22 protein-coding genes and 3 pseudogenes are annotated in these 22,081 nt (G+C 47.5%); 6 read left to right on the top strand and 19 right to left on the bottom strand.

The window, feature by feature from the left end; all coding sequences use genetic code 11:
• Positions 1-232: 232 nt before the first annotated feature.
• On the top strand, positions 233-1,042 hold the full coding sequence (locus JZI27_RS19415) for an MBL fold metallo-hydrolase (RefSeq protein WP_280208785.1): 810 nt from the start codon (positions 233-235) through the stop codon (positions 1,040-1,042).
• 101 nt (positions 1,043-1,143) lie between these two features.
• Here JZI27_RS19415 and JZI27_RS19410 read toward each other — a convergent pair whose 3' ends face one another.
• Positions 1,144-1,974, bottom strand: coding sequence for a prohibitin family protein (locus JZI27_RS19410; protein ID WP_122909749.1), 831 nt, complete (start codon positions 1,972-1,974; stop codon positions 1,144-1,146).
• A gap of 62 nt (positions 1,975-2,036) precedes the next feature.
• A complete protein-coding gene (locus tag JZI27_RS19405; RefSeq protein WP_280208783.1) occupies positions 2,037-2,912 on the bottom strand; it encodes an alpha/beta fold hydrolase in 876 nt (291 codons plus the stop codon).
• A 100-nt stretch (positions 2,913-3,012) separates the two neighbouring features.
• Between JZI27_RS19405 and JZI27_RS19400 the strand changes: the two genes are divergently transcribed.
• Complete coding sequence (locus tag JZI27_RS19400; RefSeq protein WP_280208782.1) at positions 3,013-3,804, top strand: YwqG family protein; 792 nt, start codon at positions 3,013-3,015, stop codon at positions 3,802-3,804.
• An 89-nt stretch (positions 3,805-3,893) separates the two neighbouring features.
• Here the strand turns inward: JZI27_RS19400 and JZI27_RS19395 are convergent.
• Positions 3,894-4,758 (bottom strand): annotated as a pseudogene (locus tag JZI27_RS19395) (MFS transporter).
• A 127-nt stretch (positions 4,759-4,885) separates the two neighbouring features.
• Here JZI27_RS19395 and JZI27_RS19390 point away from each other — a divergent pair.
• Positions 4,886-5,754, top strand: a pseudogene (locus JZI27_RS19390) (LysR family transcriptional regulator).
• A 3-nt stretch (positions 5,755-5,757) separates the two neighbouring features.
• Here the strand turns inward: JZI27_RS19390 and JZI27_RS19385 are convergent.
• The 4 genes from JZI27_RS19385 to JZI27_RS19370 form a co-directional block, all read right to left on the bottom strand.
• On the bottom strand, positions 5,758-6,030 hold the full coding sequence (locus JZI27_RS19385; RefSeq protein ID WP_280208781.1) for a hypothetical protein: 273 nt from the start codon (positions 6,028-6,030) through the stop codon (positions 5,758-5,760).
• An 82-nt stretch (positions 6,031-6,112) separates the two neighbouring features.
• Positions 6,113-7,801, bottom strand: coding sequence for a YndJ family protein (locus JZI27_RS19380; protein ID WP_280208780.1), 1,689 nt, complete (start codon positions 7,799-7,801; stop codon positions 6,113-6,115).
• A 186-nt stretch (positions 7,802-7,987) separates the two neighbouring features.
• A complete protein-coding gene (locus tag JZI27_RS19375) occupies positions 7,988-9,829 on the bottom strand; it encodes an ABC transporter ATP-binding protein (protein WP_122909743.1) in 1,842 nt (613 codons plus the stop codon).
• A 1-nt stretch (position 9,830) separates the two neighbouring features.
• On the bottom strand, positions 9,831-11,558 hold the full coding sequence (locus JZI27_RS19370) for an ABC transporter ATP-binding protein (protein ID WP_280208779.1): 1,728 nt from the start codon (positions 11,556-11,558) through the stop codon (positions 9,831-9,833).
• A gap of 191 nt (positions 11,559-11,749) precedes the next feature.
• On the opposite strand from JZI27_RS19370, the gene JZI27_RS19365 reads away from it, so the two are divergent.
• Entirely contained in the window at positions 11,750-12,244 is a 495-nt protein-coding gene (locus JZI27_RS19365; protein WP_280208777.1) for a peptide ABC transporter substrate-binding protein, read from the top strand.
• A 61-nt stretch (positions 12,245-12,305) separates the two neighbouring features.
• On the opposite strand, the gene JZI27_RS19360 is transcribed toward JZI27_RS19365, so the two are convergent.
• The 3 genes and pseudogenes from JZI27_RS19360 to JZI27_RS19350 form a co-directional block, all read right to left on the bottom strand.
• Positions 12,306-12,680 carry a hypothetical protein gene (locus JZI27_RS19360; protein ID WP_481752828.1) on the bottom strand — a complete coding sequence of 125 codons (375 nt, stop codon included), beginning with the start codon at positions 12,678-12,680 and terminating at the stop codon, positions 12,306-12,308.
• A pseudogene (locus tag JZI27_RS25075) lies at positions 12,673-12,852 on the bottom strand (NUDIX hydrolase); the annotation flags it as partial. The gene JZI27_RS19360 and the pseudogene JZI27_RS25075, both read right to left, overlap by 8 nt.
• Before the next feature lie 17 nt (positions 12,853-12,869).
• Positions 12,870-13,268 (bottom strand): DoxX family protein, encoded by a 399-nt coding sequence (locus tag JZI27_RS19350; RefSeq protein WP_280208774.1) that lies wholly within the window; start codon positions 13,266-13,268, stop codon positions 12,870-12,872.
• Positions 13,269-13,492: 224 nt separating this feature from the next.
• Between JZI27_RS19350 and JZI27_RS19345 the strand changes: the two genes are divergently transcribed.
• On the top strand, positions 13,493-14,260 hold the full coding sequence (locus JZI27_RS19345; RefSeq protein WP_481752827.1) for a VCBS repeat-containing protein: 768 nt from the start codon (positions 13,493-13,495) through the stop codon (positions 14,258-14,260).
• Positions 14,261-14,488: 228 nt separating this feature from the next.
• Positions 14,489-15,334 (top strand): DegV family protein, encoded by an 846-nt coding sequence (locus JZI27_RS19340; RefSeq protein WP_280208771.1) that lies wholly within the window; start codon positions 14,489-14,491, stop codon positions 15,332-15,334.
• A gap of 65 nt (positions 15,335-15,399) precedes the next feature.
• On the opposite strand, the gene tyrS is transcribed toward JZI27_RS19340, so the two are convergent.
• The 9 genes from tyrS to JZI27_RS19295 form a co-directional block, all read right to left on the bottom strand.
• The gene (tyrS, locus tag JZI27_RS19335) at positions 15,400-16,665 is read right to left on the bottom strand and encodes a tyrosine--tRNA ligase (RefSeq protein WP_481752826.1); all 1,266 of its coding nucleotides are present in this window, start codon (positions 16,663-16,665) and stop codon (positions 15,400-15,402) included.
• A 45-nt stretch (positions 16,666-16,710) separates the two neighbouring features.
• Positions 16,711-16,836, bottom strand: a complete 126-nt coding sequence (locus tag JZI27_RS19330) for a hypothetical protein (protein ID WP_280208770.1) — start codon at positions 16,834-16,836, stop codon at positions 16,711-16,713.
• Between the two features lie 202 nt (positions 16,837-17,038).
• Positions 17,039-17,683, bottom strand: a complete 645-nt coding sequence (locus tag JZI27_RS19325) for a formylglycine-generating enzyme family protein (protein WP_280208807.1) — start codon at positions 17,681-17,683, stop codon at positions 17,039-17,041.
• 60 nt (positions 17,684-17,743) lie between these two features.
• Positions 17,744-18,112 carry a DUF4180 domain-containing protein gene (locus JZI27_RS19320; protein WP_280208768.1) on the bottom strand — a complete coding sequence of 123 codons (369 nt, stop codon included), beginning with the start codon at positions 18,110-18,112 and terminating at the stop codon, positions 17,744-17,746.
• Positions 18,113-18,428: 316 nt separating this feature from the next.
• Entirely contained in the window at positions 18,429-19,040 is a 612-nt protein-coding gene (locus JZI27_RS19315) for an isocitrate lyase/PEP mutase family protein (RefSeq protein WP_280208766.1), read from the bottom strand.
• A gap of 260 nt (positions 19,041-19,300) precedes the next feature.
• The gene (locus JZI27_RS19310) at positions 19,301-20,188 is read right to left on the bottom strand and encodes a C-terminal binding protein (RefSeq protein WP_280208765.1); all 888 of its coding nucleotides are present in this window, start codon (positions 20,186-20,188) and stop codon (positions 19,301-19,303) included.
• A gap of 218 nt (positions 20,189-20,406) precedes the next feature.
• A complete protein-coding gene (locus JZI27_RS19305; RefSeq protein ID WP_280208763.1) occupies positions 20,407-20,700 on the bottom strand; it encodes a spore coat protein in 294 nt (97 codons plus the stop codon).
• Between the two features lie 17 nt (positions 20,701-20,717).
• Positions 20,718-20,912 carry a hypothetical protein gene (locus tag JZI27_RS19300; protein WP_280208761.1) on the bottom strand — a complete coding sequence of 65 codons (195 nt, stop codon included), beginning with the start codon at positions 20,910-20,912 and terminating at the stop codon, positions 20,718-20,720.
• 30 nt (positions 20,913-20,942) lie between these two features.
• Complete coding sequence (locus tag JZI27_RS19295) at positions 20,943-22,058, bottom strand: zinc-dependent alcohol dehydrogenase (RefSeq protein WP_280208805.1); 1,116 nt, start codon at positions 22,056-22,058, stop codon at positions 20,943-20,945.
• Positions 22,059-22,081: the final 23 nt, after the last annotated feature.

Below are 22,081 nucleotides of genomic sequence, written 5' to 3'. Positions count from 1 at the left end.
TCCAGACTTAAGACTTGGAAGCTCTTTACCGAATCGAATGGTACCATGCTGCAATCGCTTTACCGTGCGATACAATACGTTCACTTCATTCCTCGATATCCAAGAATCTACTTCTTTCTGAAATGGCCATTCACCTTTATATGGTCATGGCCTTGCTTTTTGTTCACTCATTTCGTGCGAATTTTCTGAGTGGATGTATAATAGAAAAAAATGGATGGCCCGGGAGGTATTTATGCTGCGAACTTCAATCCATGAAGATGTAGTCTGTGTCGAAATCGTATTGAATCGCCAAGGTAGGGAGTCATCCGTCTATGTCTATCTGACAGATGGCATGCTGGTCGATACCGGTCCACAGAATGTCCTGTCGGAATTGATTTCCTTTTATGAACAGAACACGTTTGAATCTGTCGTCCTCACACACAGCCATGAGGACCATGTCGGCACAGCCTCCTGGATCGAGCAAAATCTAGAAGTGTCTGTCTATATCCATCCCTATGGCATGACAATCTGCTCTGAACAAGCCGCTTATCCGCTGTACCGCCAAGTCGCTTGGGGTGTTCGCGAACCATTTAACGCCAAGCCATTAACCGATACCTTCCACTCCCGCTCCACTAGCTGGAAGGTGATCTATACACCCGGCCACGCTGATGACCATGTCGTCCTTCTGCACGAAGAAACAGGTCGCTTGCTTTGTGGGGATTTGTACCTGACTGCCAAGCCTAAAGTGCTGCTTTCTTTTGAATCCATTCCGCAACAAATGGCATCGCTTCGAATCGTACTGGACTATTCGTTCGATTCTATCTATTGCGGACATGCCGGATATATCGCCAGCGGAAAAAACATGCTGCGACAAAAGCTGGACTATTTGGAAAATCTCTCAGGAGAAATCATTCATTTACACCAGAGAGGATGGTCTGCCGCAGAAATCAATGATCGACTCTTTGAGCCCAACCATCTACTCACGAAAGTATCTGATGGAGAGTTCGATACCATGCACATCGTCACATCGGTACTGCGTGGACTTGCACCGAAGGAGGGCTGAAGACGGAGCTTCTGAACTCGAATTTGTCGTTCCCTTCCCTAATCAGTGAGTGATGGAAATAAAAAAAGGGTGCCTATCTGCTAAGAAGGCACCCTCTGTTGTTATTGTTTGTCTACATCGATAAATGGCATCGCGCCACCGGTTACGTTTGGCATTTTGCCGTCCCATTTGCGAATCGCTTCCAGCTGCGCTTCGATTTGTCTGAGCTGGATCAATTCAGGTGTTACTTCCTGCTTCTGCAAGCGGAGGGCTTCCGCCTGAGCCTGTGCTTTCGTAATCTCCTGCTCTTTCTCAATCTTGATCCGCTCCAGATCAAGCTTCGATTTGAGTGCTTGCTGCTCGGCGATCTGCTTGGACTCGATCGCGCGGTTGAACTCTTCGCTAAACGTAAATTCCCGTATGTTGATTTCATCCAGAACGATGTAGTACGTGGAGAGCTTCTGAGTCAGCAGCTCTTTCACTTTTCCACTCACTTCAGAGCGTTTGGAAATCAGTTCTTCTGCTGTATATTGAGCCGTTACCGATTTAAATGCTTCGGCAATAGCAGGGTCTACGATCCGAGAATTATAATCCAGACCAACCTGTTGATACAATTTGTTGACATTGTTTGGCTCCAGGTGGAAGTTCACAGCTATTGTCGTCGATACGTTTTGCAAATCACGTGAAGCAGAGGTTTGACTCATCTCTGATTTTTGGACCCTGACTTCGATTGGAATCACGGTTTGTACAAACGGAATCTTAAAATGTAGTCCTTCCTGCATGACATTTGGTTGTACTGCTCCTAGCTGCAGCACAACGCCGCTATGACCGGCCGAGATAATGGTAAAAGATTGCGTACCCAACAGTGCAATGACAGCGATTACAAGTATGGTGACGAGCAGCTTTCCTCCCTGTTTAAAGGAATTCATGTTTACTACGTTATCGTCGTTCATATTCCGCCTCCCCTTATCTTTTTCTGTATCCCTAGTCTATACGGCAAGAGGGGCAAAAAGTTTCATTTTTCTTTAGAATCTTCATTCCGGTAAATAAAGGCCAAGTATTCACTGTCTACTTGTTCCGATCCCTTCCCGATCCAAATCAAATGACCCCATGTGTCCAAGATGCATAGCTGAGCGTGAGGGATATGTGCATTTGCGCGATGAGCATGCTTCAAGGGCACGGTCTGATCATGTTTACTGTGCATAATCAGTGTCGGACACTTGATGCTCTTCATGTCCTCCACTAGGTCCCGCCTGGATTGTACCAGATCGATCATGAAGCCATACCCAGATCTCTGGCGATTGTTCATGGCGCAAAACGCTTCTACATCTTCCTCCTTCAGATAGGTCATCACTTCACTCCAAGACAAGGTCGAAAAGGAGGGAGCCATATGTTTCAGGATAAAGGTAGGAAATCGTTTGGACATGGAACCCATCAGCTTCCAGGTGAATCTTTCCACACCAGGGCGAAACAAGTTAACGGCCATTCGTTGGGTCTTGTCTGTTGGCGAAATCAATTCATCCGTCACTGCAGATTGCAGCGTGAGGGTTCGCACGCGTTCTGGGTAATATGCAGCGAAATAGATGCCACTCGGGCCTCCCGCTGAGATGGCAAGGACATGGACCTGCTCTAGTCCTAGTTCATCGAGTAACATCACATAGGCGTTACAAGCTTTCGCAAAACTTTCTCCAAGCTCGCGTGATGTATCACCATAGCCTGGCCGGGACGGTGTAATCAGAGAGCAGCCGCTTTCAAGTAGTTCCCGATAGCCGAATTCTTCGAAACAATTGGAGTGTCCACCGTGGAAAACAAGGATTGGAATCCCTGTTCCACGAATAGTATATTGAACCTCCGTCCCATCTGGCAGAAAAATATGTTCACTTTTGAGCATGGAGCACCCTTTCCCAGGAAAAACGTCCCGTTGATCTTCCTCTATGGTTATTTGCTACTCATCATACCCTTATATTCGAAAATGCGAAAGGAGTTTGTCTATGATACAGAATATACATACCCTGATCGAAAAGCTCGGTTTAGATACGATGAAAGAAACCATTCTTGCCCACCTACACGAATGCATGTACCTTTACCCTCAAAAAGAGGATACACCCACCTTGGCTACAAGTCGTTTGGGAGGTTATCCAGACTTTCCACCCGGATGGACGTATCCCGAGTATCAGGGTGAGCCACTGTCCTTTATTGGACAGCTGAATCTCGAAGATGTACAACGAATCGGTGTTGCCAACGAATTGCCTGAGCGTGGTCTGCTCTACTTTTTTTATGATGCGGCAGAGCAGTCAGTATACGGCGGAGAGCTGCCAAACAGAGATGGCTGGAGGGTTCTGTATTACGATGGCGATCTTTCGCACCTCCAAACGCTTCCGTACCCGGGGACACACAAATACGGGGTTCTTCCAGCCAACAATCTGCAAATGATCAAGGGCCTGTCTTTGCACAGCGAAGCGATCACCGTGCCAGATGAACATTGGGATGTGTATTGGGATCAGTTCCTTCCTGCCTTTGCCGAAATAAACGGCTCTCCTACTTGGCACCACCAGGCTTTGGGCCATCCTCACAACATCCAAAATGACGTCTTTGATGAAATTGATTATTTTCGCAAGCTAGAGGGCAACGATCGTTATACGCTGCTTCTGCAGGTCGATACGGATGAAGAAAACCTGAATATCATGTGGGGGGATGTAGGAACGATCTATTTTGTCATTGCACAGGATGACTTGCGAGAGAGGAATTTTGCGAACTGCTATTTTTCCTATCAGTGCTGCTAGTGAAGGGCCGAAAAAAGGAATATTAAAAAGGCGGTACAGGAATAATGACCTGCACCGCCTTTTTTCAACCTGCATGGATGTGATAGATTCTAACCCCTATGATTTCCTTTATCGTTTATCATGACCGCTACTGGTTTTACCCCCTTCGACAAGTTCACAGCCAACAGGAGAGCCAATAATAGAAATGCGGCGACCAATCCTACTACGCCTTCCCAGCCATACGCTGACCAGAACACTCCGCCTGTCGTTCCTGCCACACTGGACCCCGCGTAGAAAAAGAAAAGGTAAAGCGAAGAGGCCTGTGCCTTGTCGTGAAGCGCCCGCCTTCCCACCCACGCGCTGGCAATGGAATGACTGCCGAAAAATCCAAAGACCAGAACGGGCAATCCGATCATTTTCACCCATAGATGAGTTTCCAGGGTAATACACACCCCTACCAATGTGAGCGTCAAAGCCAGAATCATCATATTTTGGCGCCCGTATTTGTCCGCCCATTTCGCCATCCATACGGAGCTGACTGTGCCCACCAGATAAACGATGAAGATCCAGCCTACCAGGGTTTGACTGAGTCGATAGGGCGGAGCAGTCAGTACATACCCCAAATAGTTGAACAAAGCGACGTTGCTGCCAGGATGAGAAAGCCAATCCCGTACAAGCAAAGCATCCCCCGATCCTTCAGGTGATGCCCAAAGGAGAGCAGCAGCTTTTGCGGTTCAGGTGAACGAGGCTGGAAATTTTGTGAGCGCGGCAGATTCAGCCAAAAGATCAGGCAAGCGAAATGGTCGTCAACGACAGGGATAGACTGGCCATCGTCGGAGAAATCCCAAAATCTTCGGTAAACTCTGGCATGAGTGGCTGCGTGCTGTACAAAATGGCAAATGTATTAAAGCCGGCAGCAAAAAAAGCGAGATTTGCTTTACGAAAGGCAGAAGTCCCTTTCTGGATGTGTCCCACGTTGAAGCTACCTCCCCGAAAACGCTCTTCATGCTGCTATCGTATCACCCTCTATTCATAATGTATAATTTATAATAATTATGGTTTTGATGCATGTGGGTAATGATAACGATGGAGGTATAGACATATGGAGTGGCAACAACTCGAATATTTTCAAACGCTGGCACGCATGCAGCATGTGACTCGCGCTGCGGAGTCTCTTTCCCTTTCTCAGCCTGCACTGAGTCGTTCGATCGCTCGATTGGAGGATGAATTGGGTGTCCCGCTTTTTTCACGAGAAGGAAGGAAAATCGCCTTGAATCGTTACGGTCAGCTGTTTTTATCACGCGTCAATCGCATTCTGGGCGAATATGAGAGCGCCAAGCAAGAGCTGCAACATCTCGTACACCCCGAAAGCGGAGAGATCGCTCTAGGTTTTCTCCATACGCTAGGGACCAGCCTGATTCCCGATCTGATCGGTGCCTATCGCGTGCATTCACCAAGCGTCAGCTTTCAATTGATACAGAACCATAGCTACTCGCTACTGGAGCATTTGGATGCAGGGGAACTGGACATTTGTATTCTCGCTGAACCGACGGAAACCAAGCTGTCGATTCAGTGGACACCACTCTGGGTCGAGGAGATTTATGCGATCGTCCCTCTCGATCATCCGTTGTCAGGTTCGACTCCTTCATCTTTTTGAAAAAAGGTTACGCTCTGCGCAATACGACAGATCAATTGTTCCAACAGCTGGGGATTACCCCCAATGTTACGTTTGAGAGCGAAGAGGCAGCAACGGTTGCGGGTCTTGTCGCTGCCGGACTCGGGGTTTCCCTGTTGCCCAACCTGCGCGGCATGGACAAGAACAAGATCGTCCAGATTCACATCCGTGAACCAGAGTGTCGAAGAGTCATTGGCATGGCGCATGTCGAAGGCCGATATATGTCCCCTGCCGCCGCTCGTTTCAAGGAGTTTGTCATACGCCACTTTGAGCATCTGGATGCGGCAAATCAGTGATTCTCAGATTTTACGGCATTTGATAATCATTGTAGTCGGTATCCGGGCTGCCTTTTCGTAGGAGTACCAACGATTGGTCTGATTTTTCAGCATCTCATCCGTAAGAGACACATCCTCTACCACTCGCTCGATCGAGAACCCTTGCTGGATGCAGACATTGAGGTAGGTACTCAGGCGAAACTGCTGCATGATCGCGGTCTCTTGCCATGCTTCGTGATCAAATGAACCTTCCAGCTTTTTTTGTTTGCGATCAATGCATCCACGTTCATGTGTCATTACCTCCAAACTTTATCTACAACCACAAGAACATACATTCCCTGTGCAACCACCCTTTTCCTGCTAGAAAGTCACAACGTAGCTAGCTATCAACAACCTGTGATTTCTTAGAAATGTTGTAATCCAATGTTAAAAATTTCATCCCGAACAGCCACATGTCATGCCTGGCCTCGATTTTCCCTTTGGGAGAATCCGGGTCTTTCCATACCGTTATCGTTTCATTAATAGGAAGACGGATGGCTTTCTGATTTAGTACCAAGTACACACCTTGATCTCCGGATTTCCCTTCAGATGGCCATGAGGTTAATACCAATGTTTCGTCCGAGCCATTGCGCAGATTCAGGATGCTTGTCATTTGCGAGTACGGGAGTGGGAAAGCAATATTCATATAGCGCGTACGTCCTGACACATGCGTGGAGTACAACGCTGCATAAATGGTCTTTTTCGTTTGATTGTAGGTTCGTACCCAGGCTCGGACATTTTGCCTGCCGTCCTTACTGTCCTGAATGGGGAGTATGACGCTTTTCACTTGTTGTTCAATAGATTCCGCTTCTAGCGGGAAGTTCATTTGCTCGAGCCATTGACTGCCACATTTATAGACTTTAGCCGGGTAAGTAAAAGCTTTGCTCCAATAGGGTGTCACATACAGCTCAAAGTCGTCTGTTTTCTCATAGAAATCGATGATATCTTGGTCAAAGCGTTCGAGATCCAATGATTGGTTCTGGTAATCTTGCATATCATCGATCAAGCCCGTCGGCTTCTCCTCAGGCTCTCGATCGAGAACTTCCAACTTGGTAAAAACGTCGGCACCGATTCTCCCTGTACCTTGAATACGACTAAACGGAATTCCCGCTGTTGCTTGATCCATCAGGGTTGCATGCCATGCCAGCACCCCAATAAAGCAAAAGAGAACCGCATTCCCCCAGCCGTGGAAGACGATCATCGTCGAAATGGAAATGGTAGATTGTCCAGTCAACTCCCCAAATCCATATAGAACGGCCAAGGCCATCGTCAACCAGATCACTCCACTGGACAGGAGATGAAATCCCTTTGTCCATCTTGTTGCTTTTGGGATCACGCAAGTAAAAACAAGGACGCTGTACAGGATCAGGGACAAGGCAAAAGTGACGACAGACAGCCACTCCAGAATCGGCGAGTATGTCATACCAAGTGCAATGAGGATGGGGGTAATCCCGCCAAGCACAACCGTCAACCCCGAAAAGGATTTTCTTTCCAGGCTATCATGCAAAAAACCAAATAATACAGGCACAACGAAGCCCGCATAGTGAAAATGATTGACTGTAAGCAACATAATCAGCCCCTCAAAGCCTAGCAAGGACGAGCCGAATTGATAGGCCGCTAACCAAATGCCACCTACACTGATGTACATAAAACCAATCGCCCTGGACACATCACCGAAATGAGGGAAGCTCTTGACGAGAAGACCAACGCCCATGGCCGCAATCACAAAGGTTACAAGGCTCCAAGGAATTGCCAGCGCACCAGCGATAGGTCCTGGGGATAGGGCGAAGGATACAGCCAGTGATATCGCACCTATTGGGATCAGGGAGATGAGGATTTTCAAAAAGAGAACGGGCGTATTCTTCAAAGACTCAAATACGCGATACAGGGTTAATGGCACTACAACAAAAGCAGCGAATAAAATGATTCGCTCTGCTTGGTCATAATAGGGCAGGAACCAAAAACCTAACCATAGCAACAATCCGGTTGGCACGTAGGAATGGATGATTTGGTTTAGTCGATTTGGCAAGTTTCATGACCTCCGAATAGGAATTGCACCTCTATTACCTTTTAAGAAAGCTAGATCACTAGATTTGTCTTAATAGTATCAAGAAAGCAGATTGGGTACCATAAAAAGGGAAATATGAACTGGATCCTTGCAACGGAAATTGGCTGCCTCTTTCGTCCAGTATCAACGAAAAGACAGCCAAACCGGCTATTGTGCAGCTTCGATATTTTTAAACTGATTGGAAAACAACTGGTAGTACGTTCCTTTCTTCGCCAGCAGCTCCTCATGGCTCCCCTGCTCAGCGATCTTCCCACCATCTACGACCATGATCGTATCTGCATCCCGAACGGTATTGAGCCTGTGCGCAATGACAAAGCTGGTACGCCCCTGCATCAGCTTGAGCAGTGCCTCCTGGATATGAATCTCGGTGCGCGTATCGATGCTGCTCGTCGCTTCATCAAGGATCAGCAAGGCAGGCTTTGCCAAAATCACCCGGGCGATCGCGAGCAGCTGCCGCTGTCCTTGGCTGAGGTTGCCGCCGTTTTCGCTCAGTACGGTATCGTAGCGCTTCGGCAGCCGATTGATGAATACATCGGCATTGGCCATTTTTGCCGCCTCGCGCACCTCTTCATCCGTCGCATCCGGCTTCCCGTACTTGATATTCTCCTTGATCGTTCCCGAAAACAAATACGTATCCTGCAGTACAAAGCCGAAGCTGCTGCGCAGGCTGTCTCGCGTATATTCCCGGATGTCTTTGCCATCCAGATAGATCGCCCCGCCAGTCACATCGTAGAAGCGGGTCAGCAGATTGACGATGGTCGTCTTTCCTGCCCCGGTCGGACCGATCAACGCCGTAATGCTCCCGGCTTTCGACTCAAAGCTGACATCTTTCAGGATGAGCTGATCGGGTCGGTAGCCAAAGCTGACGTTTTCGAACACGACATGGCCTTTTGGCTGGGTTAGCTGCACTGCTTGGACGACGTCAGCCGGTTCATCCTTCTCGTCCAGCACTTCAAATACCCGCTCCGCTCCCGCTACACCGGACTGTAATACGTTGAAGATGTTCGCCAGATCGTTGAGCGGTCGTACAAATTGGCGCGAATAGCTGAGAAAGCTGGCAATCACACCGACCGTAATCATCTCCTCAATCGCCAGTACACCACCAACGATTGCTACCAAGGCAAAGCCAAGGTTGTTGATGACGTTCATGATCGGCATGAGAAAGCCCGACAGGATTTGAGCCCGCAAGCCTACTTTTCGCAGCTCATCGTTGATCTCATCGAATTCGGCAATCGCCTTTTGCTCGTGATTAAAGGCTTTGACGACTTGAATCCCGGAGATGGTTTCTTCAATATGACCATTCAGCTTGCCGAGCTGCATCTGCTGATTTTTGAATAAAACGCTGGTTCTGCGTGCAATGGTCCGGGTCAGCAGGTAAACCAACGGCACTGTAACTAGACAGGTCAAGGTCAGCAGCGGGCTCAGCACCAGCATCATGACTAATGATCCGACAATCATCAGCGCACCTGACATCAGCTGTGTCGTAGACTGCGAGATCGAATTGCTCACGTTGTCAATATCGTTGGTCAAGCGGCTCATCAATTCTCCATGCGTACGCGAGTCAAAAAACGAAACGGGCAGCTTCTGCAGCTTTTCGAACAGCGCGCTCCGCAGATTTTTCACAATCCGCTGTGAGATTCCCGCCATGATCCAGCCTTGAAGAAAGGTGAGGATGCCGTCTGCTACGTACGAGATGAGCAGGACGAGGATCATGATCCCGAGGAGGCCCATCATCTCTTCGCCTCGGGTCATCGCATCAATCGATTCCCCAATCAGATAGGGTGCCGCCAGCATCAACAGGGCATCGATGAAAACAATAACAAACACGATCGGCAGGATTCGTTTTTCCTTGCCAAAGGCATGCCACAGCCGTTTAATCGTCGCCTTAAAGTTCTTGGGTTTGCTTTGTGCAGCTCTCGCAGCCATCCCGAAGCGGTTTCCATGCTTTGGCCCTATGGAAGGCACGGGCTGTTCTCTTTGTTGGGACATGCTAGTTCACCTCCCGACCGATTTGGGAGTGGTAGATTTCCTGATAGACTCTGCAATTTGCAAGCAGCTCGTCATGTGTTCCTAATCCTACCATTTCACCATGATCCAAAACGACAATCTTATCGGCATCCATCACAGAGGTAATGCGCTGGGCGATCAGAATGCAGGTCAAACCATCGGCGTACTTGCGCAGAGATTCCTTGATCCTGCCCTCCGTCGCGACGTCCACTGCGCTGGTGCTGTCATCCAGAATAAGAATCTCCGGCTTGCGCACCAACGCCCGCGCGATGGACAGCCGTTGCTTTTGCCCGCCCGAGAAGTTGACACCCCCCTGGCCAACACGTGATTCATATCCATCCTTGGTAGCCATCACGAAATCATGCGCTTCGGCCATCTTCGCTGCCTGTTCCACTTCTTCTAGCGTTGCGTCTTCTTTTCCCCAACGGATATTTTCCATGACCGTCCCCGTGAATAAGACTGTTTTTTGCGGAACAATCGCGATGCGTTCCCTCAGCTTCTTCGGATCGATATGACGAACGTCCTCTCCATCGATGCGCAATGATCCGTATGTAGCATCGTAAAATCGAGGAATCAAGGCAACTAAACTGCTTTTTCCAGATCCTGTCGAGCCGATAATCCCCACTGTTTCACCTGGCAGGCAAGTAAAGCTGATTTCTTTTAAGACAAGCTCGCCGCCCTCTCCATCATAGGAGAAGCTTACCTTTTCAAAATCGATTCTGCCTGTCTCAGCTTTAGACTCATAACCGGTCTCCTTCCAGGTTATCCGGTTTTCCTCAGCAAACACTTCCCCGATCCGAAGTGCAGAGGCTTTGGCCCGCACGAACAGATTGAACACCATCGAGATCATCATCAGTGCGAACAAGATCTGGGTCATGTAGTTGGTAAAGGCGATGATATGCCCAACCTCGATCTCGCTCTGTTCGACGCCAAGTCCACCGATCCACAATACAGCGACGATCCCGAGATTGACCACGAGCATGATAGCTGGGCCAAACACAGACATGATCCGTGTAGCGGAAATCGACTTTGCTTGGAGCTCTTCATTGGCAAGATTGAATTTTTCACTTTCAAACGCGTAGCGATGAAAAGCCTTGACCACCCGCACGCCGGACAGGTATTCTCGCATGGCACCGTTTACCCGGTCCAGGGCGTATTGTACCTTGCCGAAGAAGGGAAAGCCGATTTTGATATTGAGGATGATGAGCAAACCCACAATCGGCACCACGATAGCCAGAACCACGGATAGCTGCAAATTCAACTGCGCTGCCATAATCAGTCCGCCTATGCAGAGGAGCGGTGCTTTGACGAAAATCCGCATCATCCCGTTCACAAACACTTGTACTTGGTTGACGTCATTGGTCAGCCGCGTGACCAGTGACGCCCGATCAAACTTGTTTACATTTTCAAAAGAAAGCGACTGAATTTTTCGAAACAGGTCGGAACGCAACAGCGCGCCAAAATTCTGGGAGACGTAGCTGGACAGCAGATTTCGCATCGAAGCAGCGACTGCTCCCAGTGCTGTAATGAGCAGCATCAAGCCACCCATTCGCAGGACGTAGTCCATGTCCCGCTCCGCTACCCCTTTATCGATGATCATCGCCATGATCGTCGGCTGCAGCAGATCACTCACCGCCTCCATGGCGAGAAAAAAGAAGGAAATCGCAATAGCCACGCCGTATTTTTTCAAATACTTCAGATAGAAACGCATTCATTCACCCCATCCAGGCCTTCTCTCTCAATAGCTTCTCTCTCCCCGATCCCGTATGAGATGCAAGCAGACATCATGATGGATAAAATTTTATCCTTTCGTATTGAAAAATGAAAGAGTGCAAGACGCAGTCTCGAAAGCCAAAAACGTTTTTCCATTTTCGTCGTCACATAGTAGCAAGGAGGGATAGCATGGATTTTTTTAAATTTGTTTTGTACGCACCCTTACTCTTGACCATGTACATGGGTATTTCGTCGGAAGAGGCCCCGGCTGCAAATGCAACCCATCTTGGAGCAGTATACAGCATCGCTCTGGACGCCTCCATGCCTCTGGATGAAGGACTGAATCACGAGATGCAATACATCGCCATCGACATGACTCACATGGAGAAGCTGAATCCGCAAGTTAAAAAACAGATTCTGACGTTCTTTTCTGAAAAGTATCAGGTTGAGGTGATGGCAGCCACACTCGACGAGCTGCGGGAAAAAGGACTATATGATTCGGAAACACTCATGTTGGACGGTGTTTTGTTGCGTCTCACACACGCAGATATAACCGAGTCCAAGATCGTCGTCGAAGGCTCCAAGTACCGATCTGGCCTCGGAGCTATTGGCACGAAAGTCGTGGTGGAATGGATCGATGGCCAATGGCAGGTGACACAAGCGGATATCACGTGGATTAGTTGAGCAGCAGAAAAAAAGCACAGCCCTCTCAGAAGTAGGCTGTGCTTTGATTTTTTCTGGCTGTTTACCTCGATTGTTTGAGGGTCAGCTCGATGATCTCTTTATGTTCCTTGCCATTCCCGTCCTTCCAGGTAATCGTCAGTACCGGGTTGCTGGTGAAAAACTGTTGGATGTCCACTTCGTACAAACCGTCCTTGAACTCCTGCTGGTAGCTATCTGAGTTTGGAAAATCGGTAAATATTTGTATGGGACCGTTCTGAAAATTGGGCTGTTTCAGATTCCCACCGCGCCCTCCATTTTTCAACTCCACTTCATAATGGACATGCTGGATCGGCTGTACGGTATTCTGATCGAGTTTCCCGATGAACATTGCCCCGTATTCTTTGTGCGGGACGACCTCCATAACGAACTGCCAATTTCCGGAATTTCCTTCTGACATCTCCAATCGCCCCATCTGGCTCCATATTGCACGCTTCCCCACCCTGGGTGACCGTTTCATAGATGACGGAAACCCAATGCTCCGCGTCCTCGGGTCGAATCGTTTCCGCCATGCAGAGTAAGCCTTTGACTGCTATATCGAGATTTACTTCCTCTTTGATCTCCCTTACGACGCAATCGGGCTGCTTGTTTATTCTTCCCATTTGAATGGGATCAGATTGCGAATTCGATTATTTCTTAACCAAATTCCTCCCCACGTAAAAATGGCAAAGTAAACCGGAAACAGCACGTGAGTAAATAGAGGAGCATCCACTCGCAGATTTGTCGCAATCGCACCGCCAAAGTACGCTGTCAGTAACACTGCACCTAAAACAGCAGTTCGTGGAATGGCGTACAGGAGGGTTGATAGAAGCCCAAGTGCTCCAATCACCATAATATGATGCTCGGCATAGCCGAGTGTTAGTGTTCCCTCCACAACTGAAGCAGGTTTGATGAATTTCATAATACTATCAAACAGCATAAATACAATGACCAGTCCCTTCAAAATCCCTGCTGTCCATATCCTGCCTTTTGAATAGCTGTTCGTCATCGTTATCCTCCTTTCGAATAGACACCACAGATCGCATATTTCCTTCAGTACAATCATGTTAGCATGAAGCACGTGTTTCGATTTCTTCTGGATTGCGGTATAGAAGGACGAAATATTCGCTTAGGATCGGCTGGAATTCTAGGGATTTTCCCCTTCCCCTCATGGGCAAACATACAATCATCTAGTCACTGACCTACATATCGTATCGAAAACGGGAATAGGGGATGTTACATGTGTACAGCCCATATCAAGGATACATGCCTGCCAACTCCACCCATTCTGGAGCTTTTGCTTTGCTTGACTTCAAGCAAGGTGATGTCACCGGAGATGGAATGATCGACAATGTATATCTATATGGCAAACCAGAGGGAGCAGGAGGCTTTGCCGATCACATCACACTCGTCATCCAGGATGGTCGTACTCAGCAAATCACGACGGTCAATCTGCAAAATAATGCGGGATATCATACCAGTCTCTTTCTTGGAGATTTTTCCGGGGATAAAGTAGAAGACATCATGATCAGTATGGAGACAGGAGGAAGCGGAGGCTACGGAATCTTTTATGTGTACTCCTTCAAAAATGCGATTCTACAGAAAATGTTTGATGTAGATCTCTACAACAGTGAGTATGTATTCAGGGTGGACTATGAAAATAATTACCGAGTGGGTGTAGGAAGTCCGCAATTAAACATCCTCTTCACGATTGACATTAGCAACAAGGGCTTCGACTATATTTCACAGTTTTACGACGAGAATGGCAAGCTGAAACAGCCCGTAAGCGGTGAAGTTCTTGCGTTAGGTGCCTTATATCCCATCGTGACCAGTCCAAAGAGCTCACGTTATGATTTACTTTCTTTTCAACGGATTATCGGAACGACGAATGCGGATACCTTAGGATATGTTGAAAACCTTTTGACATGGAATGGGAATCAGTTTGTCTCCTCCAGATTGTCGGTATCCATTCTAGGAACTCCGTTAATCAGCCTCTACTAGTGGTTATGAACACGCCTCAACTGGCGTGTTTTTATTTTGGCATGCTTTTTCTCTCGCATTTTTATCATCTTCCACGAAATTCCGCTCATTTGTTCAATAAAATTCCTATAATTACGACAAAAACCGACATGTTTCATAGTATGATAGAACATGCAAGTTTGCTTATATATTTGCATGACGCATAGGGCAGGCAAAGGTTTCTACTTTTATGGGGGAGGACATGTTTCCTTGAAGAAAAAAATAGCCTGGGTTACAGACAGCACTGCTTTCATACCCGATCCAATCATGGAAGAGCACGACATCTACATCGTTCCACTGGAGATCATCTTTGAAGATGGGACATACGAAGACGGCATAGATTTAACTCCTGAACAGCTCTATCAAAAAATTGTTCAGGCCAATTATGCCCCAAAAACTTCACAACCTTCTGTTGGCAAATTTGTCGCTCTGTATGAACAATTGAAGGAAGAGTATGAATGCGCCATCGCTGTCCATCTCTCCTCTGAGCTTAGCGGCACTTACAATGCAAGTGTAAACGCTGCGAAGCTGGTTGACTTCCCTGTAGAACATGTAGATTCCAAGCTGATGTCCTATCCGATTACTTCGATTATCTTGCAAGGGATTGAGCTTGCTCAGCAAGGGAAAAACTATCGGGAAATCGCGATCACGCTACGCGAGGAATACAAAAAGATTGAGAACTACATCCTGGTGGGCAGTCTCGACCAATTTTATAAGGGCGGCCGAATGAGCGGTCTGCAGTATTATCTCGGCAATCTGCTCCAGATAAAACCGATCATCCGGATTAAGGATGGTCGATTTGAGATCTATGAAAAAGTTCGTACTGAGGGTAAAGCAGTAAAACGCATGCTGGAGCAGTTGGAACGAGCAAAACAAAATGACTCTGTGAAGCATCTGCAGATTCTGCATGGCAACGTACAGGAAAAAGCGCTGGCACTAAAAGAGACTATCACAAACAAGTATCCCGATGTGAAGGTGTTGATAGGACCAATCAGTTCCACGATCGGCGCTCATGCCGGGGAGGGTACACTGGCACTAACGTGGAAAAATGAGTAGACTCAGAATCTTAAAAGCCCTTCCCCCATCTGACTCGGGGGAAGGGCTTCACTTTATACTGCCATCTATACCATTTTCACCAAGCTGTAATTCTTTTTACCTTTGCGAATAATGATGAACCGGCCGCCGATAGCAAGGTCAGCAGTTACCTCAAGTGCGAGATCACTGACGCGTTCCCCATTCATGGAAATCGCACCATTGGTGATGTCCTCGCGCGCTTGACGCTTGGATGGCTCAATGCCCAGATCTACCAGCCAGTCGACGATGTTTTTCGATTCCTTCGTCGCTTCAAACGTCGGCATCTCTTTAAAGCCTTGCTCGATCTCGTCTGCCGTCAGAGATTTGATATCTCCTGTGAACAAAGCAGCGGTAATGCGCTTGGCCTGATCCAGTAATTCCTCTCCGTGCACAAATCGCGTCATTTCCTCTGCCAGCATCTTTTGCGCTTCGCGTTTATGCGGCTCAGTCTGGACCTTTTCAGCCAGTTCGTCAATTTGCTCTTTGGACAAGAACGTAAAGTATTTCAGGTATTTCACCACATCGCGGTCATCGGTATTTGCCCAGAACTGGTAGAACTCGAATGGCGTTGTCTTGTTCGGATCCAGCCATACTGCTCCTCCCGCTGTTTTCCCGAATTTGGTGCCATCTGCTTTCAACATGAGCGGAATGGTAAGACCGAACGCCTTTGCCTCAGGACCTTCTTTTTTACGGATCAAATCGAGACCGCTGGTAATGTTCCCCCATTGGTCGGAACCGCCGATTTGCAGCTGAACGTCTTCGTGTTTGTACAGATGCAAGTAGTCGAGCGACTGCAGGATTTGGTAGGAGAACTCTGTAAAGGAAATCCCGCTATCGAGTCTGCTCGCCACGACATCCTTGGCAAGCATCGCATTGATGCTGAAGTTTTTCCCGTAATCGCGCAAAAATTCGATAACGTTGATTTTATGTGTCCAGTCGTAATTGTTGACCAGTCGGATTTGGTTGTCGCCTTCTGTCACGAACAGCTTTTTCATTTGCTCAGTCAGGGCATCTACGTTGTCCTGGACTTGTTCCAGCGTTTGCAGGGAACGCTCGGACTGACGACCGCTTGGATCTCCGATGGTTCCGGTTGCACCACCGATCAAAATGACGGGACGGTGGCCAGCGAGCTGGAAGCGCTTCAGCACGATGAACGGGATCAAGTGGCCAATGTGCATGCTGTCACCCGTCGGATCCACACCACAGTAAAGCGAGATCGATTTTTGTTCGGTCAATTCACGAAGCCCTTCAGCATCCGTCTGTTGATTGATGGCATCGCGCCATTGAAGCTCGTCGATAATGTTCACAGCCATACACTCCCTCATTTTTGCGCGTTGAAATAAAAAATCGCCCCTTGTCTATTGTAGACACAGGGACGATTGAATAACCGTGTTACCACCCAGCTTGCACCAATGGTCTTCGCGCAGTCGCTTGCCATTCATGCCACTCTTTAGCGAAGTATCGTTCGCCATTCCGCTCGGCATTACCCGAGATACTCCAGAGTGTAATTCGCTCGCTTAATGTGTACCGGGTTCCAACACCCCCGGCTTTCTGGAACAGGGATTAAGCTGCTACTGGGCTCTTTCAACGTATGTCGCATATCAAATTACAGACAGTATAGTGAATTGCGATGGCTGTGTCAACTGCCAGGGTTTTGACGGTGAATTGTACTTGCATTTCCACCCCCTACAGGGACCTAGCAAGCCGAAATCCGAGATCATCAATCCGAAATGTTGGGTGACTACGGCGACGACATGTCGCACCGCAGCCTCTTGCCTCTTCAGCCCAGCTACCGCCGCGGAAAACTCTGTAGGAGCCATATACTTTCTTATCGTATAGATCCCAGCACCACTCCCAGACATTACCTAACATATCGTAGAGCCCCCATGCATTCGGCAGCTTTTTCCCTACCTCATGTGCCATGCCCTCAGCGTTTTTGCGGTACCAAGCAATTTCATCAAGCTCACCGTAGCGATACCCACCAGTCCCTGCTTTACAAGCATACTGCCACTCCGCCTCTGTAGGTAGACGATAGCCATCCGCTCCCCAGTCACAGACGACACTTTCACCGTCAGCATGTATCGAGTAACATTCCTTTAAACCCGAGTATTGAGATAGCAAATTGCAAAAAGAGATCGCCTCATTCCATGAGACATCCACGACTGGGGCATGAGGAAGGTCATTCGCTCCAAGTGTCTTTTGCATGATCGAACCATAGAAAGCTTTCGTAACTGGAATCTGCGCAAGCAAAAAGGAATTCACCTGGACCGTCCATTTGGTCTTTACTCGATCATCCCGCAGTTCAATTTTACCTGCAGGAATTTTCATCATCGGGTACTCAGCATGATTGCGCTGTTCGATTGTCACTCACCTTCCTCCCCGTATAAACCTCTACTTCAGCTTGCTTAGCTTTTCAATCGCTTGCTCTTCAGTGGGCAAGAAAAAGATGTTGTTTCCGTTGTTCGATTCATAGATAAAATCCTTTAAGCTTTTGCTTTCATATCCGGAGAACTCTCCAACAACGGCAAGCTTCATGCGGTAATTGACGAACTTTTGAAGAATTTCACCTGCAAGACGAGTTTTCAGATCGAAAAAGGGTTCGCTTATGAGGGATTTGTTTATTACCATACGATCACAGCCTGTTTCGTAGTGCACAGTAGCCATTAGATCCAAAGCAGACTGTACATCTCCTATTGCAATCTGATTACCGCCCAAGATGGCAATATCGACTCCATCTGCTTCGACCTTCTTTATGTTCATAAACACCCTCCTACTCGTTGGATATAGAGACACTGGCTTTCTATCCTTATTTATACACAATCTATCTCATGATGGCGAGGGTTATGCAGTTATTAGTCGTATAGCCCGATAGGTGCAAAATAGGAGAAGGGATCTCCCCTTCTCCTACGTCATTCATGCTATTGCATGGGAAGAGGTGTTATCAGAACAACTTCCCCACCACAAACCCGTCAATTATTATCTTAGAAACTCCATATGGTCAGACTATCATCATGAAGAGTACTGCTCAAAATCATCGCCCTATCTGTATTGATCAATTCCAAGAAATTTTTCATAATCATGGATTGTCAACATATGGCGCATCGATTTTCCGAGCGACTTCTTTCATTTCATCCACCGATTCCAGCATTTCAATCAGAATGAGGTCTGCTCCAGCATTAGCATACGCTTTTCCCCGTTCAATCGCTTCCGCTAAACCCTTTGTTCCTCTGGCATCGCTTCGCCCAATAATCAGGAAGTTCTCGTCCTTGCGTGCTCGAATCGCTGCTTTAATTTTATCGACATGCTCCTCAATGGAGATGAGCTCAATACCGCTCATTGCCCCGCATTTTTTCGGTGTGACCTGATCTTCCAAGTGAATCGCTGAAACACCGCTAGCCTCATACTCTTGTACTGTACGCACCACATTATTGCGGTTCCCATATCCCGTATCCGCATCGGAAATCACGGCTGAAACAATTCCCCTAGCCCTGGAGACCATTTCCGTCATGGTGAGGAAACCCAAATCCGGTTTTCCGATCGCACTAGCCGAAGTCCCGTTGCCAGTCATATAAACGGCTTCAAACCCGACACTTTCGATCACTTTGGCACCCAAGGCATCATGGCAGCCCGGTGCGACAACGATTCCTTCTTTTTGAAGCAATTGCTTTAAAGGAACGCTATTACCCATAAACCTCACCCCTTTGCTTTCTGGTAAAATGCTAGCTCATGACCAAACCGCCGCAAATACTGATAGACTGTCCCGTGATATACTCTGCTTCTGAGGAATTAATCGTTCTTTCACTAATTCTACTTCCCCCTGCTGCTGGCGGTGCTGATTGCGGTTGCGCGGTTGATGTTCCCCCACACGCCGCCAGAGCCAATACCAAACTGCTAAATGCGTAACATCCCCTTATTTATTCTTTTATCGATTTTTAGGAAACGTTTGAGTTAATGAGCTGCCTTGGTTGCCTTCATTTTCTGCAAGATCGCATCTCGATCAAAGTTGTAGCGTTCATGTGGAAGGTGGGATTGGAGTTCTGTCTTCTCCATAACTTGTCGATTCGCAAGGTATTTCGGATATTCACCGTATACCAATACATCCACAACCCCCAAGGCTGTTTTGGATCGAACTTCTACAGCCGCCTCTTCCGAATACCAGGCGGAATGTGGCGTCAATACGACATTGTCCATGGAAAGGAAAGGGTGATCAGAAGCAATCGGTTCTTGATCGACCACATCCAGCCCAGCTCCAGCGACAATCCCTTCTTGCAATGCCTGAATGAATGCCTCTTCATCAATAACAGGGCCACGCGAAGTATTAATGATCGAGACTCCTTTCTTCATACGTTGAAATTGTTCTTTACCAATCATGCCCTTGGTAGATGGCAGCAGGGGTGCATGAACAGAGATCAGATCTGCATGCTGACAAAGCTCATCTAAGGAAACTAAAGTAACATTCCGGCTTTTCGCCACCTCCTCCGGAATATACGGGTCGTAAGCGATTACTTTTAGTCCTAAAGGTACGACCTTTTCTGACAATCTTTGTGCGATATTTCCAAAGCCGACTAGCCCAAGTGTTAAGCCTGTCAGACGGTAAATGGGTTGAAGTGGTTTGAAATCCCACTTTCCTTGCTTGACATCTTTGTTCGCGAATGTGATTTTTCTCGCTACATCCATCAGCAACGCCAAAGCATGGTTGGATACTTCATCGATTCCATAATCGGGAGCATTGGCAACTTTTGTTTTGGGTGAGAAATACGAAAACAAAAGCGTTGCAATAATAACGAACCTTAAGCGGATTTTTTCGGAACCAGGAACACTTGAAATCTCCTGCAAGGATGGAATCTATTATTATTTGAATATCTCTATCCAATTAGCATCATCAAAATAAAGCGAAGGAACCTCCCTTAAGAAAACCTCTATCGAGGCCATTTCAATGACGTGCGACCGCGTTTTAGAGGTAGGTTATTCTTGCAGTATCGGGACGTTTTACTCACAGAAGTTTATACTTTCCGATACTGTAAAGAAAAAGCACCCTGGTTAGGTGCTTTGCTTTACGGCAAATCCAGCGCTGTCTGGATATTTTGTTGGTCCAACTGTATCTGCTCGTTCACATTCCACGGGTGGTACCAGCCCCGCTCGATCATATACGTGCTGATTTTTTCGTGCAAATCGATTGCTTCCTCCAATTGCTTGGTCAGCGTCGCTTTTATTTCCGGAGTGCCTGTTTCCGTGAGGGCCATGGCGTAATTTCGCACTCCAGTCTTAGCTGCAATGAGAAAGTCCATGGCCACTACTTGATCCGTCATACCACCCATGCCCATCAAATCTTGAAAAAAACCAGTCATTTCTTCAACTACACCTCCTAAGCGTTTGCCTTTGCCAGCAATGCATTCAGCTCCTGAAGCTGTCTGGTGGACACTTCAACATCTTCTGCCAGAATTTGTTTTAGTGCTTCGTCCGTAATCAGTCCTTGCATAGTCTTGGATTTAGTCATACAAACTGTCTTGAAAGCGGCAATCTCATGAACCTCTAGTTGTTCGTGCAATCCGATTGTCATCGCCTATCTATCCTCCGTTCCCAGTATCACTCAAGGCTTCAGAACGACTTTAATGCAATTGTCCGTTTTTGTGTCGAAAACTTCATAACCGCGCTTCGCTTCACTAAGTGGAATAATATGGGTGATGATGTCGCCAGGATCCACTTTGCCCGTCGTAATGAGCTCATACATATAAGGCATATAGTGGATGACAGGGGCTTGTCCGGATCGTATCGTGATATTGCGTTGCATGATGTCTCCGAGAGGAAACGCATTATAACGTCCTCCATAGACGCCGGTAATTTGGATCGTGCCACCCTTTCGTACTGCTTGGGAAGCGATGACCACAGCTCCCATTGCGCCTCCCTGGAGTTTTAATCCGCTCGCGAGAAACTCCAGATCTGACATTTTTCCATCCATACCGACCGCATCAATGACGACATCTGCCCCACCCTTCGTAATTTCCTTCAGGTGATTTCCAATATTTTGCTCTTGCTCGAAGTTTACAATTTCTACATGATTCGTACGCTTCGCATGCTGTAATCGATAGTCGACATAGTCTACCGCAATCACACGTTTTGCGCCCTTCAGCCAGCAAAATTTTTGTGCGAGAAGGCCAACCGGACCGCACCCCAAAACGATAACAGTATCTCCGCTTTTTACACCTGCATTATCTACGGTCCAGTAAGCGGTTGACATGGCATCTGCGATCAGGCAAAGCTTTTCATCTTCTACTTCGCAGTTTTCAGGAAGCTTGAAATGGGTGAAATTGGCGAAGGGTACCCGCAAATACTCCGCTTGGCCTCCGGGATAACCCCCTGTTGTGCCTGAATAACCGAAATATGCACCCATATCCCCGTGTTCGTTTGAATTGTCACATTGGCTTTCTAAATGATTCTTGCAGTAGAAACACTCACCGCAAGCAATATTGAATGGAATAATAACACGGTCTCCCTTTTTCAGCTTGGTCACGCCTGGCCCTACTTCTTCTACGATGCCCATCGGTTCGTGGCCGATGATATAGTCTTCCTTCAAGTTGGGAATCATTCCATGGATTAAATGCAGGTCGGATCCGCAAATCGCTGTGCTCGTAAGCTTTACAATCATATCGTCGGGCACTAGCGTTGCATAAAAAATGCGTTTGTGATTTGTCGAAGTATTCTGAATGAAATCTTCAGCTTCCCAACCAA

This window comes from Brevibacillus sp. AY1, assembly GCF_029870785.1.
GTDB lineage: Bacteria > Bacillota > Bacilli > Brevibacillales > Brevibacillaceae > Brevibacillus > Brevibacillus invocatus.
The sequence above is the reverse complement of the archived record's forward strand: the minus strand, read 5'-3'. Positions and strand labels throughout refer to the sequence as shown.

Excerpts from the sequence above, each read along its gene's own strand:
- JZI27_RS19330 (WP_280208770.1), bottom strand. The coding sequence starts at position 16,836 with ATGCCGAGCGGAATGGCGAACGATACTTCGCTAAAGAGTGGCATGAAT.
- JZI27_RS19350 (WP_280208774.1), bottom strand. The coding sequence starts at position 13,268 with ATGACGAACAGCTATTCAAAAGGCAGGATATGGACAGCAGGGATTTTG.
- JZI27_RS19415 (WP_280208785.1), top strand. The coding sequence starts at position 233 with ATGCTGCGAACTTCAATCCATGAAGATGTAGTCTGTGTCGAAATCGTA.
- JZI27_RS19305 (WP_280208763.1), bottom strand. The coding sequence starts at position 20,700 with ATGACTGGTTTTTTTCAAGATTTGATGGGCATGGGTGGTATGACGGAT.
- JZI27_RS19300 (WP_280208761.1), bottom strand. The coding sequence starts at position 20,912 with ATGACAATCGGATTGCACGAACAACTAGAGGTTCATGAGATTGCCGCT.
- JZI27_RS19400 (WP_280208782.1), top strand. The coding sequence starts at position 3,013 with ATGATACAGAATATACATACCCTGATCGAAAAGCTCGGTTTAGATACG.
- tyrS (WP_481752826.1), bottom strand. The coding sequence starts at position 16,665 with ATGGCTGTGAACATTATCGACGAGCTTCAATGGCGCGATGCCATCAAT.
- JZI27_RS19370 (WP_280208779.1), bottom strand. The coding sequence starts at position 11,558 with ATGCGTTTCTATCTGAAGTATTTGAAAAAATACGGCGTGGCTATTGCG.
- JZI27_RS19405 (WP_280208783.1), bottom strand. The coding sequence starts at position 2,912 with ATGCTCAAAAGTGAACATATTTTTCTGCCAGATGGGACGGAGGTTCAA.
- JZI27_RS19325 (WP_280208807.1), bottom strand. The coding sequence starts at position 17,683 with ATGATGAAAATTCCTGCAGGTAAAATTGAACTGCGGGATGATCGAGTA.
- JZI27_RS19375 (WP_122909743.1), bottom strand. The coding sequence starts at position 9,829 with ATGTCCCAACAAAGAGAACAGCCCGTGCCTTCCATAGGGCCAAAGCAT.
- JZI27_RS19360 (WP_481752828.1), bottom strand. The coding sequence starts at position 12,680 with ATGTCAGAAGGAAATTCCGGAAATTGGCAGTTCGTTATGGAGGTCGTC.
- JZI27_RS19365 (WP_280208777.1), top strand. The coding sequence starts at position 11,750 with ATGGATTTTTTTAAATTTGTTTTGTACGCACCCTTACTCTTGACCATG.
- JZI27_RS19320 (WP_280208768.1), bottom strand. The coding sequence starts at position 18,112 with ATGAACATAAAGAAGGTCGAAGCAGATGGAGTCGATATTGCCATCTTG.
- JZI27_RS19385 (WP_280208781.1), bottom strand. The coding sequence starts at position 6,030 with ATGACACATGAACGTGGATGCATTGATCGCAAACAAAAAAAGCTGGAA.
- JZI27_RS19410 (WP_122909749.1), bottom strand. The coding sequence starts at position 1,974 with ATGAACGACGATAACGTAGTAAACATGAATTCCTTTAAACAGGGAGGA.
- JZI27_RS19315 (WP_280208766.1), bottom strand. The coding sequence starts at position 19,040 with ATGGGTAATAGCGTTCCTTTAAAGCAATTGCTTCAAAAAGAAGGAATC.
- JZI27_RS19345 (WP_481752827.1), top strand. The coding sequence starts at position 13,493 with ATGTTACATGTGTACAGCCCATATCAAGGATACATGCCTGCCAACTCC.